This window comes from Paenibacillus sedimenti (assembly GCF_014534655.1).
Lineage (GTDB): Bacteria > Bacillota > Bacilli > Paenibacillales > NBRC-103111 > Paenibacillus_E > Paenibacillus_E sedimenti.
On sequence record NZ_JACVVD010000019.1, the window covers coordinates 74,699 to 87,604 of the forward strand.

A 12,906-nucleotide genomic window follows, 5' to 3' on the forward strand; every position below is an offset into this window, starting at 1 on the left:
TCCCTCCATGAGACGACTTATTGTCCTTCATTTATTTTGTGATAATGATCTATGGCCAAAGCCATCATTCCGTAGATGGGTTCCTTCAACTTGGTTTCAATTTGCCCATAAGGTGCATATTTCTTGAATTGATCCGTTACATATTCCCTCACAAACGCATTATGGTATAATACCCCGCCTTGCAGTATGATTGGAAACGGTTTTGTAGTTAAATTTATTCGCTTGATGACTGCCATAGCACATGCAAATAGCTCCTTAGCTGCTTGTATCAAAATAGACTGAGCGAATGAATCGCCTTGCATATGGGCTTGTGATACGAGGCTGGACAGCTCACCTACTTTTTCCACCGAATAACGGGTACTGTAAGTCCAATTAAACAAATCTTCGGCATCTCTCAGTCCCAAGTAAGGTAGAATATGCGCAGCCAACTTGTTTGGAGCCATCCTCCCGTCTTTTGTTTTCAAAATGTGAATGATGGCCTGTTTACCGATCCAATATCCGCTTCCCTCATCTCCAACCAGGTGGCCCCAGCCTCCTGCTCTGGCGATCTCGCCTTGATCATTCATGCCATAGACGATAGAACCTGTCCCGGCAATCATAAGAATCCCGGGCTGACCGCCCGTTGCTCCCATTAGCGTAGCGAAACCGTCATTTTCGATGATCAAATGTTTGGCCCGTATGCGTAAATGCTGAAGAGCATCTTTGACGAATTCTTCAATAATCCTGCGGTCATATTCGGTGTCCAAACCGGCTAACCCCATTGCGGCACAATCGGTTACGAATTCTCCCTCACCAATCACCCCATCTCCCATAATCTTGCCGTCCTCCAAGGCATTACGAATGGCAAGGATAAGCTCTTTCACGGCAGCTTCCTTTCCGACTCCCTGATAATTACAGGAACCGGACCTGCCTTGTCCTCGAATTTGGCCATGCTCATCGAAGAGGAAGCATAGGCTTTTCGTACCGCCTCCGTCTACGGCCAGGAGTGGAATGTAATGTACTGACATTATGAGCTCCCCCACTCCTTCATGACTTCATCTAAAAACTGCAGGGCAGTTTGGCTTTTATGATTCATCTCCGTAAGCCACCCTGTGAGAGCTAGTTGTTGTTGACCACGTTCCTGAATCATGCGGATCATTTCCTTGGGACTTGGGCCTCCCGGCAAAGAGCGTATTTGAATAAAGTTCACAGGATCTAAGGATTGCTTCAAGGTATCTCTATCCATAATCAGATTATGATCGATGAACTCAGCAGCCAATTCGTTAACTAGCTCCCATGTAATTTCATTCGCAGTTAGCCCTTCTAACATCGCTCTCTTTACCACGGAGCTAACGATATGGTGGGATGTACGAAAGGAAAGTTTGTCCGTTCTAACTAAGGTGTCCGCCAGTTCGGTAACGGTAGCGAAACTGCTTTCTGTCCGTTTACGCAGCACTTCTTTATTCACATCCATAGTTCCCACAACAACAGCTAACAAGCGATAGATCTTGTCTATAAGTTCAAGAGATTTCCATATGTAAGGCTGCATATCATCTTCGGTATCGACGATATCGCCAAATGGCGTATTGTGCATCATGGTGAGTACCGATTCTGCATTACCCACACAGCTGGAAAGCAAGGCACGCATATGTTCCAATGAAACAGGGTTCCGTTTCTGCGGCATAATGGAACTGATCTGTACATAAGGAGCAGCAACCTTGATCACAGCGAATTCCTGTGTACACCAGAGCAGTAAATCCTGTACCACCCTGCCTAAGTTGATCGCTGCAAGTTTTACGGCCGTTGCCACTTCTCCCAGATAGTCCGCTCCGCCAATCGCGTCATAGGAGTTTTCTACAAGATCGTCAAAGGCTAAGAGTTCTTTCACTCGGTGACGATCGATAGAAAAGCCCGTCGTTGTAAGCGCAGCCGCTCCCATACTACTTCGGTTACAATTATTGTAAGCAGCCGTCAATCGGCGTATGTCTCTGGTTAGAGAGTCAACAACTGCCATGATGTAGTGCGCCATTGTAGTAGGCTGCGCCTGCTGGGTATGCGTGTAGCCAATCATAACGGTATGCACATGCTCTTCTGCGAAGTTAAGAAGTTGCTGGCGTAACTGTAATGCGGATTGCATGGTGACTTGCAGCTTCTCCCTGAGTACCATACGATAAATGGTGACGCCCATATCGTTACGGCTCTTCGCCAGATGTAAATTTCCCGCAACATCGCCTGCGTGCTTATGAAGCTGACTTTCCACTTGAAAGAATAAATCCTCATACTCTCCCGAATAGTTAGAGTGGCGGAGAGTATCAAGATCAAGATTTATAATGGCTTTCGCAATCTCTTTAGCATCTTCTTGAGTGATTAATTGACGTTCCTTCAGCATGATTAAATGAGCCTTATTGATAGCCATCATGGCATCTAATAAATGCTGTTTGGCTTCATTATACGCGGGCTCAAGTACGGCTTCCGTATATGTTCTGCCTGGGAATAATTGGCCTTCGATTTCCATAATGCGTTCACGATTTCCCATCCAGCCATTCACCTCCGTCTTTCTTTTTCGGCTTCTGCAGCCAGTTCTCGATTAATTGATGTAAATTGGCGCCCGCTTCCTCGATGATCCAATTTCCGGCTTGTAAGGATATCTGCCCGATGTGTCCCGTATAGCCATCCCACCCTTCGGGACTGCCTTCCACCAATATATAGGGCAGATTCGATAACGAAGGTTTTGCCGTTAATGGTTGATCGCAATCCCTTACATGAACCAATTCAGGGCGAAAAGCTTTGACAACCGACATTTCGTACGGACCTCCATGGCCTCTTCCTTGTGTTCCTGTGAATATACCAGCTTCATCTGCTTTTTGTGTTGATACCATTTGCCACCAGTTCACTAACAGAACACTAGCGTCCTTATAAGTGGCAGTTATCGCCTCAGCTACTGTTCTGGAAACACCCATATTCCCATCATGCGCGTTTAACAAAAGCACATTGCGGATACCCAGCTGACAAATCCCGTCAACTATTTCGTGTAAATAATTCGTAATTACTGACGGACTCACTGAGATCGTCCCTGGATAATGACGGGTCTTGCCAGGACAAGCCGTATAAGGGACCGCCGGATAAATGAGCGGCTTTAATGAAGGATGGAGACGCCTTGCGAATTCGTTCGCCAAAATGACATCCGTGCCCAGCGGTGAATGCGGCCCATGATATTCGATGGAACCGAGCGGCACGACCGCAAAACGGACATTTTCAAGTACAGACTGTATATCCCTACCGTGTACATCCATAATATCCATGAGCTTAATTCCTCCATGTGGAAAATCGGGAGGCCATTTTCAGGCCCCCCTCTTTGCTTATGGCTATTGCTTTAAGCTGATCATGTTCACGAAGAGGCGAATCGAGCCAGGGACTAGGTTCGGAATTTCACGGTACCATACAAGCGAACTATAGGTGTAGGTTCCTTTACCATATTTGGCGCTTAGGAATGTTCCAGTGAATTCCTTCTCCCCTGCATCTCCATTCGAGATCAGTTCGGTATACTCTTTGCCCCACACAGATGGGTTGTATGCCGAACGATCCTGAATCCAATTATTCCAATCTTCTGCAGTAATTTTATTTGGCGTCGTAAAGATCGGATGATCAGGAGCTAACATCGTTACTTTGGAGTTCTCATCCGTGACACGCCACTTGATTAACGGAGTGCCGATGGTGATCGGATAAGGAGCAAGCTCAGGTTTCCATTTATCTTCCGGTTTATGATACTGAACGACTAGATTGCCTCCATTTTCTACATAAGAGAGCAATCGCTGATTGCTTGATAACAGCTCCGGACGGAAACCATATGCGCGAATGCCGAGTACAATCGTGTCATATTGAGATAAGTCAGCCGATTGGATCGCTTTCGTGTCCAGCTGTGTGACGTTTACACCAAACTGGGTTAAGTATTTATCGATGTTGTCGAACCCGCTGGATACATATCCAACTTTCAAACCTGTAGGCACCTGCAAGTCAAGTGCTTGAATCTTTAATTCAGCTGGCTGAATCAAGTACGTTCTGCCAATATGAGGATACTCGATAACCTGTACGTTCTCTTTACTGGTAACACTTCCGCTCGTTGCTGCCGCTGCTACGGTATACTTGCCAACTGCCGTCCCGGCAGGCGCTTTTACTTGGAACGTAAGCGGCTTCGTCTCACCTTTAGCTGCGAAGCTCAGTTCTTGAGAAGCGGGCGTTACTGTCCAGCCTTGAGGCACGTTCAATGCAACGGACGTTTTGGCTGCGCCCGGCGAATAGTTGCGAACCGTGACTTTGACCGGAAGCGGCTCTTCAGTCTTCAATGTGTTAAGCACCGTAGCGTCTGGGCTTAACGACATAGCAAAAGCCGGCAGCACCGCCACTTGCGTGGTTGGGGTAACTCGTATTTTCCCTGAAACGCCTTCCAACTGATACATAACATCAGCACTTACCACAGAGGGCTGATAGACTTGGAACTCTGCTGCATTCTGAGGAATTTGAACCTCGTAGGCGGCTGATACCGTTTGATTGTAGCTGAGCTGGTCAAACTTCGTTGTTCCGGCTGCTTTTGCCGTCCAACCCTCTGGCACATTCAGCTGGAGCTGAATATTTTTGAGGTTGCTTTTGCCGCCATTGTAAACAGTGACTGTCATTTTGACGGTTTGGCCTGCAACAATTTCACTGGTTTCCGGTTTTACCTTTACGACCATCGAGGTTGCTTCCAAACCGGCTTTGTTCAGTTGATCTTCTTTCACCTGCAGGCGATACAGAAGATCTGTCTTGACGCTTGCGTCTAGCGTCGATGCCTTAACATCACTAATCGCAGCTTCTACATCCGCTTTCATTTCCTGTACCTCGCGAGCGACGTCAGCGAAAACCGGGTATGCTTTTACAACTTCGTCCGCATCCTTGTTCAGGTTACGTAAATCCTTGATCACTTTCTGATCTTTACCCTTTGCTTCGATCTCTTTGGCCAAATCCTCGAAGGTGAAGGCAATACCGTCAAAAAAATCAGTTTCTTTGACCGATTTAGCCGATGAATTTAACTTATAATAGTTGAAGCTTGATCCTTCTTCTACGTGTCTGCCCATCCCTTGACTTTTATGCATGAAGCGGGATTCTTCACCTAACTGAACGTAAGAGGCACCATAAATTTCGTCATAATCGCCTACGGGTACTGCAACGTTATAATCCTTCTCATTGGCAGGAACATACATTTTCTTGATCTGCCAAGGCTGGAGCCCTTTTTTCATATGCTCCGGGAACACCTTAGGGTCAGCTGCATCCTTGTATGCACGAACGGTAATCACGTTAATCGCACGATGATGCCCATGTGTAGATTCCTCATTCAGAAAAGCGGGTATGACCACATCAGGCCGGAGCTCTCGTATTTTCCTGATCAGTCTTTCATAAACAACGGAATCTCCCCATTTTTCCAGCGTCTCATCCGGGCTTTTGGAAAAACCGAAGTCAAAGATAGGGTCATCAATCTGCTCGCTTAACATACCTAATGTGACATTGGTGATTTTGGAGGCTTCCTGCAGCTCGCGTGAACGAATGATGCCTAGTGCATTGCCGAGCTCACTGCCAATCTCGTTCTGGCCACCTTCCCCACGGTTGGCAATAATACTTGACGTATTGACCCCTCTTCCTATTGAAAGATAGGCAAGCATGGCACTATGCTCATCGTCCGGGTGTGCCCCAGTATTCATGGCGCTGGCGATCGTTGTAAGAGGCTTAATCGATTTCCAGAGATCAACAACACCTCTATCGGCGCTGGCAGGCTGCGACATTCCGGGAAGCATCAGGCTTCCTAATACAGCAATGCTAGTGACACTAGTAAACACTTTCCTCAGTGTACCCTTCTTCACTTTGACTCCTCCTCATTCACCTCTGAGTACAGAGGTTTTCTTATCATGCAGCGGACGCGAACCCTGGGATTCCCGCGGTATGATCAACCTTTTACACAGCTGTCCCTGCTTTGTCGCCGGTCATTTTTTTGGATAGAAAGAGAACGATAATGATGAGGATGATTTGCAAGACGCCATAAGCACAAGCAGTTCCGAATTCAAATGCATACATTCTTTGGAAAATTTCCACTGAAATCGGAGCTGTCCTTGTTGTAAACAAGAGAATAGACGATACGAACTCACCAATACCTGTAACGAAGGCTAATAATGTGCCTGCCAAGATCCCGCTAAGCGACAAGGGGAAAACAATACGACGAAAACTATACCACCACGAGGCGCCCAAATTACGAGCCGCCTCTTCAATGGACGGATCCATCTGCATAAGCGTAGCAGACGTTGACCGGAACACCAGCGGTAAATGACGAACAAAATAAGCTAAGGGCAGTATCCAAAAAGTCCCTATTAGCACTTGCCCAAAACTGTATATAGACGGTGTGCTGAAAGCTGCAATTAAATTAATCCCTACTACTGTCCCAGGTAAAGCCCACGGGAGCATGATGAACACATCCAGCAAGGTCTTCCCTTTAAATTTGAGCCGAACCATCGCATAGGCGGCAGCAACGCCAAATATTACATTGCCAATCGTAGCCACAAAACTCATTTTGAAACTGTTAGCAATAGGCCGCCATGTTTTACCGTTGGTAAATAATTCAATATAATGCTTAAACGTATACTCAGGCGGAAGTATTTGTGTCGTCCAGGTACCATCGGTTGAAAAGGAGATTAGAACCAGCACCAGAATGGGCAGGAGCAGGATGATGACACCTAACGTAGAGAGCAACATGGCTGCATATTTCCCCCACGTACTCTGGACCTCCGTCCGGTGTACGCTAACTCCTTTACTCAAATTCTGGTAGTTGCGCAAGCCTTGATACCAGCGCATGATGATCAGAAACAGGATGGAAACAACGGATAATAAAGTAGACTGTGTTGCAGCCATATCCAAATTCCCGTTGGTGCGCGACAAGTAAATTTGCATCGTCATCGTTCTTTCGATCCCGAAGATGAGCGGAGCCGTATAGGAAGCCATGGCAATCATAAAGACAAGTAAGGATGACGCGACGATAGCTGGCGTGAGCATGGGAAGTATGATTCTTCGCCAGATGTAGATTCGTCCTGCTCCAAGACTGGCAGCCGCTTCCTCGAGTGACGGATCCAACCCTTTGATCGCAGCCGATGCCGTCATATAGAAATAGGTGTACATCGTAAACGTGTGAACCATGAGAACACCCCAAACGCCTTTTAACGCAAAGGGTACATGGTCCATATCAAACCATAACTTGAGGGTCCGGGGAATAATACCGCTTTCTCCATACAGGAAAGTGAACGAGAGAACACCAACGAGCGGTGGCAGTGCCATCGGTACCATGGCAAGAACCGTCAACGCCTTCCTGCCTGGAAACTCATAGCGTTCCAATAGAAAGGCCATCGTTACGCCAACTATCGCGCAAGTTACTACACTTAGAACGGAGATGTATACACTCGTCCAGAGAGCCTCCAAATTGGCGGTATGCTCCAAGCTGAAGAACCTCGCATAGTTTTTCAATGAAAAACTGCCTTCGATTCGAATGCTCTGGATAAAGGTCTGATACAGCGGAAAGAGCACATAAGCAAGCAGCACAAGAAATAAAGGAGCGATTAAAATATACACGAAGTAAGGTGATGAAGTGATGGATTGTTGTCTGATGATAGGCCCGGGAGAACTATTTTTTTTGAAAATCATGGTCTCATCCTCCGCCTACTCTAAAAAATAAATGCTATCTCCAGGAATATGAATCGCAAGCCTATCATCACGCTGACGAACTTGGTGCCCCTGATTGACGAACATCGCTTTTAACGGCCGGTTCGCAGCCTCCGTCAAGTAATTGACATTCACCCCGGTGAATTCGGCAATAACTACTTTTGCTACAAACGTATTCTCTGACTGAGCAAACTCGGAACTAGCCTCACGTACAGCCTCAGGACGAATAGACATGGTGGTTTGTGCTCCCACTGCAAATCGGCTATGAGGGCTGCTATTCTTCATTGACCCGCATAGGACTAAATCAGGCGAAACCCGGACATAGATACGATCGCCCTCGATGCGCTCCACGATTCCTTCCCACAGGTTCGACTCGCCTATAAAGGAAGCGACAAATCGGTTCAATGGTCGGTTATAGATTTCCTCCGGCTTTCCAACCTGCTGCACAACGCCGCCTTGCATGACCATAATCCGATCTGACATCGCCATCGCCTCAGCTTGATCATGAGTCACATAAATGGTTGTAATACCGGATTCAACCTGAAGCCTTTTGATCTCCAAACGAGTCTCTTCTCTTAATTTGGCGTCCAAATTCGATAAAGGCTCATCCAGGAGCAAAATATTCGGCTCAATCACGAGGGCTCTGGCAAGGGCAACCCGCTGCTGCTGGCCGCCTGATAATTGGTCAATACGCCGATTGCCGTAGCCCTGCAAATGTACTTGATGTAAGGCCCTCTCTACCCTTTGGATCCGTTCGTCTTTGGGCCGTCTTCTAACCTGCAGGCCGAAGGCTACATTTTCAAATACCGTCAGATGTGGAAATAAGGCATAATTCTGAAACACCATCCCCGTATTTCGTTTATGGGGCGGCAGCGTCGTTACATCTTGATTACCGAAGACAATGCGGCCGGAGGTTGGATAGTAAAAGCCTGCGATCATCCTCAGCGTCGTTGTTTTTCCGCATCCGCTAGGACCAAGGAAAGTGAAGAACTCACCGGGCTGAATCCGAATGTCCACATTCTGAACGCCCGATACTTTCCCGAACTGCTTGGTTACATGTTCTAGAGCGACTTCGACCACGTACAGTACCTCCCCTAACTCAGAGTTCGGGTAACGGAGACTAGCCGCCGCTACCCGAGCGGATGATATAATTACTTTGCGCCTTTTCCTTTAATGTTCTCATCCCAGTACTGCATCCACTCTTTCTCCTTCTCAGCCATAACCGTCCAATCGATATTCATGGGCTTGAGCTCGATGCCTTTCAACCAAGCTGGAAGCGTGTCTTTGCTGATATCCGTGCGAGTAGGGATTTGGAACAATTTATCGGCAAGTTCTACACGGAGCTTAGCGTCGAATAAGAACTCATAAAACTTCTTGGCTGCCTCTTTGTTCTTGGCATTTTTCACCATGCCAACCCCGTCTACAAGAATAGGTGCCCCACTCGTTGGATAAATAAAATCAAACGGCTGATTTTTCAAATGCTTTTGAATCATAATGTCCTGCAAGTTCCACAGCGATAACGTTCCTTCTTCGCGAGCTAATTTCAAGTAAAGGTTAGTTGGATCCTGGGCGTATTCTTTCGTATTGGCGTCCAGCTTCTTGAGCCAGTCATACCCTTTAGTTGGATCGGCGGCACCTTCCTTGAAAATCATGGCGGAATAGATCGTTCTCATCGTTCCGGATGCCAGAACGCCACGAATGATCACTTTGCCTTTGTATTTCGGATCAAGCAAAGCGTCCCAATCTTTAGGAGCGTCCTCTAGTTTGAGCGCTTTGGAATTGTACATGATGACTTCCGGCAGCAGCATCTCGCCATACCAGCGATCCTTAGCGTCTTTGTACAGAGCAGGTATGCTGTCTGCGAAGCTTGGTTTAAAGCTTTCGAGGAGATCTTCGTTCGCCGCAGTCATCAAAGCGGATTGTGTGCCGCCCCACCAGAAATCGGCTTGCGGGTTGGCTTTTTCCCCTCGAACACGTTCAAGAATTTGCTGCGCTCCCATCGTCAGTACCTCGACCTCAACATCCGGATGCTTCGCATTAAACTTGGGAATGATTTCATCGACGACACTTTTGTCTCTAGCCGTATAGATAACAAGTTTTTGCTTCTCCGCCGGTTTAGGCGCTTCTGTTGCAGCCGGTTTGTCAGAAGGCTTCGCTTTTGGCGATTCGTTCGTTTTAACGTTACTTGGCGTGGAGCCTCCGCAAGCTGTAACGACGATCATCATCATGCTGACTAGAAAGCCTACGAGCAATCTGGACACGTTCCCCTTACTTGTTTTCATAGATATAACCTCCCGAAAGGTATATTTTGTTGGAATTTTCAACGTGGAAAGCTTCCAGAATACTATGGATGGCCCCGATAATGCCCGCTTTGTTACCTAACGCCGCCATCTTGATTTGAGGCACATAAGGAACCCATTCCGTCAGCATGTCTTGGATTTTCTCAACACCGCTCTCTCCGATGTCAATCATCTCCCCGCTTAAAATCAACAATTCCGGATCGAGTATGCTCACCATGTTAGCGATTCCGTATGCCCAATGCCTGTAGATATCATCTAATAATTGGCATGCCTTTTCGTGGCCGTCTTCAGCAAGCTGAATCAGCTGCTTCACTACGCCAGACTCACCTTCAAAGGAAGGAAGAACTCTTCTTGCTTTTTCATGAATGACAGGTGCTGAATAATTTCTTTCAAAAACTCCATATTCACCCCGGCCGAGCTTCTCAACCTGCCCCACCATCATATAGCCGATCTCTCCGGATGCTTCTCGGAAACCCCTATAAAATTGGCCGTCTATAATAATGCCGGCGCCAATACCCGTTCCCACATACATATAAACCTGATTCGGAAATCCATTCCCGACACCCTTATGAAACTCCCCTAATGTCATCAAATTAACGTCGTTATCGATCATAACAGGCAGACCTAACCGGTCTTCGATCTCTTGCTTAACCGGCAACCCCATCCACCCAGTGCTTGGCGCATAACTTACAGTTCCATCACGACGCTGAGTAATACCCGGCAAGCCTAATCCGATGCCAAGCAATCGGGATTTATCGAACCCGCTTTTGCTAAGTAGAGTCCATAGACCCTGTTCCAGACAACGTATGGCCATCTCTCCATTGGTTGGTTGCGGCAAGCGGAAGTGATAATCAACTAACAAATCCCCGCTTAAATCAGCGATGGACATATAGAGCGTACTTCCCTCAAAGATAGCCCCGACCACACCATAAGCTTGAAAATTATATTCAAGCAGTATCGGCTTCCTGCCGCCTTTAGACTCACCTACACCGACTTCATGGATCAGCCCTTCCTTGATCATTTCATCGACCAAAGAAGATACGCATGGACGGCTTAGCTCAGTGAGCTTAGCCAAATCCGCTCTGGACACCCGCTTATTCTCACGAAGCTTCCGCAGAATTTCCTGCCGGTTCATTTGTTTCACAAACTTGCTGTTTCCTGTCTGACTGCGACCAAGCACCTTGTTCACCTCCTTTGATAGTTAAAATGACTAACAAAGTTTGCTAATACGATTCTTATTATGGATGATCTGAAATAAGTACAACTTCACATAAATTATTTCAGGATGAAACAGCAAAACAAAATAAGTATGACCCCTCCTATTAAGGAGTTGCCATACTTATCACGAGGATTAAATATTATTGTTTTTCTATGGGTTGTCTGATTGGGATTTTTAACTTTTCCTAATGAACTTCTTATAAACTAACTTGCCTAATATAAAAATAGACATCCCTATAAGTACTGAGATTGTAATTTCTCCAATAATTCCAAAAGGTCTTGTTGTATATCCGAACGCTACTTTATGCTCTAAGTTATCAACAGGCTGATAAGCGTTTATTATATCTGGTACATAGTTTAATGTCTGATAAGCTCCCAATCCGACTTGTACGCCAAAGTATAGAACTGTAAAAATGATTGAAAATATAATTGACTGTATAATCGTTCGTTTCATTAAGTTCACCTTCATTTGCTATTTTATTGTCTATTCACTAAAAAATAATAACTAGTATAGAACGTCATGATCACAAGCCCAACTAACAAGCTGAATAGCAATGATTCCAAATTCAAACTTCCCTGAATGATTGTCAGTAATCTATGATAAGATAGAACATCCCAACTATTTAATCGATATTCTCTCCCTAGTAATATTCCATAACCGCTTAAAAGGCTAAACAGTAAAGTCATGAACCAGGAAACGATTCTTTTGAAATGTTTCATTAATATGAATTGAAAATTGTACATTGAACTACATCCAAGCAATATGCCAATCCATGAAAATAATACAATCACAAAAAAATCATACCAATATGCGAAGGATAGAGATCCTTTCTGTACATAGGCGTCTTTCAATATAGTTAAATGAATCAGGTCTGTTATCACATAGGGAGAGTTGGGCAGGAAAAGAATCCAGGCTAAACCTAGAATTATCAAGAATATTTGACTAAGTTTAGAAGACACTCGATTGTTTATACTGTGAGCTAGAATAGAAATACTATAGGGAATCCAAGCTAGAAATAAGTTCCAAAGTAAAAAATCAAAATAGGTCTGCTTTCTAAACAGAAAGTAAACACCAATACAGATAATTGATAGTACACTTAAAAGTAAAGTTAAGTAAAAATGATTCAATGCTTTCATTCAATTGCTCCTTATTATAGGTGGTTACTTGAACTACACTCCATCTTTTCCGTTCTTAATCCTTCTTAAACAAGCCGGCTAACACCAAAATAAATCCTACCAATCCGATGATGAATTCGTTTCCATACATTTTAATACCAGGTTCAGCTTGTATATAAAGAGAAACTAATATTAATGCGACTCCAAGCAGCATGATTTTGATTGAATTATTCATTTCGTCTCTCCTTTTAGTAGTCCTTCCAATGAAAACCCCAAATGTTCAGGTATTGCTTTACTTTTGTAATTAAGTGTATCACAATGTATTTCTAATCTTCGAGACTTTAACTCAGTAAAAGCAAATTCGATATACCTTGGTGTAATGAATGTTCTTTCTGGGCAAATGTAGTTTTCTCTATGGTGCTACAAGATGTCAAGACAGCATTTTTAATATAATTAAGGTGTGAAATGGTTCACAATCTTTGTTTAGAGTCCATGGATTTAAGCCTTAGACCTACTTCTTCGATTGGTATAAAAGATAATTATTACCAGCTTAGACTTGTCC

Annotated in this window: 11 protein-coding genes and 1 pseudogene; all 12 read right to left on the reverse strand. The window is 45.2% G+C overall.

Annotated elements, in window-relative coordinates; genetic code table 11:
- Positions 1-17: 17 nt before the first annotated feature.
- Entirely contained in the window at positions 18-1,007 is a 990-nt protein-coding gene (locus tag ICC18_RS30700; protein WP_188178227.1) for an N-acetylglucosamine kinase, read from the reverse strand.
- Positions 1,007-2,515 (reverse strand): argininosuccinate lyase, encoded by a 1,509-nt coding sequence (gene argH / locus ICC18_RS30705; protein ID WP_188178228.1) that lies wholly within the window; start codon positions 2,513-2,515, stop codon positions 1,007-1,009. Before argH ends, ICC18_RS30700 begins: the two co-directional genes overlap by 1 nt.
- Entirely contained in the window at positions 2,502-3,281 is a 780-nt protein-coding gene (locus ICC18_RS30710; protein ID WP_188178229.1) for a creatininase family protein, read from the reverse strand. Before ICC18_RS30710 ends, argH begins: the two co-directional genes overlap by 14 nt.
- Before the next feature lie 63 nt (positions 3,282-3,344).
- The gene (locus tag ICC18_RS30715) at positions 3,345-5,870 is read right to left on the reverse strand and encodes an NEW3 domain-containing protein (RefSeq protein ID WP_188178230.1); all 2,526 of its coding nucleotides are present in this window, start codon (positions 5,868-5,870) and stop codon (positions 3,345-3,347) included.
- Between the two features lie 91 nt (positions 5,871-5,961).
- Positions 5,962-7,692 carry an ABC transporter permease gene (locus tag ICC18_RS30720; RefSeq protein ID WP_188178231.1) on the reverse strand — a complete coding sequence of 577 codons (1,731 nt, stop codon included), beginning with the start codon at positions 7,690-7,692 and terminating at the stop codon, positions 5,962-5,964.
- A gap of 15 nt (positions 7,693-7,707) precedes the next feature.
- Positions 7,708-8,790: an ABC transporter ATP-binding protein gene (locus ICC18_RS30725; protein WP_188178232.1), complete on the reverse strand. Its 1,083-nt coding sequence runs from the start codon at positions 8,788-8,790 to the stop codon at positions 7,708-7,710.
- A 71-nt stretch (positions 8,791-8,861) separates the two neighbouring features.
- Entirely contained in the window at positions 8,862-9,992 is a 1,131-nt protein-coding gene (locus ICC18_RS30730; RefSeq protein WP_223193016.1) for an extracellular solute-binding protein, read from the reverse strand.
- Entirely contained in the window at positions 9,979-11,190 is a 1,212-nt protein-coding gene (locus tag ICC18_RS30735; protein ID WP_312029636.1) for an ROK family transcriptional regulator, read from the reverse strand. The genes ICC18_RS30730 and ICC18_RS30735 overlap by 14 nt, the downstream gene beginning before the upstream one ends.
- A gap of 213 nt (positions 11,191-11,403) precedes the next feature.
- Positions 11,404-11,682 (reverse strand): hypothetical protein, encoded by a 279-nt coding sequence (locus ICC18_RS30740; protein WP_188178233.1) that lies wholly within the window; start codon positions 11,680-11,682, stop codon positions 11,404-11,406.
- Positions 11,683-11,705: 23 nt separating this feature from the next.
- Positions 11,706-12,365: a DUF1361 domain-containing protein gene (locus ICC18_RS34910; RefSeq protein WP_188178234.1), complete on the reverse strand. Its 660-nt coding sequence runs from the start codon at positions 12,363-12,365 to the stop codon at positions 11,706-11,708.
- Between the two features lie 55 nt (positions 12,366-12,420).
- Entirely contained in the window at positions 12,421-12,579 is a 159-nt protein-coding gene (locus ICC18_RS30750) for a hypothetical protein (RefSeq protein ID WP_188178235.1), read from the reverse strand.
- Positions 12,576-12,707: pseudogene (locus ICC18_RS34115) on the reverse strand (GNAT family N-acetyltransferase); the annotation flags it as partial. The pseudogene ICC18_RS34115 and the gene ICC18_RS30750, both read right to left, overlap by 4 nt.
- Positions 12,708-12,906 lie beyond the last annotated feature (199 nt).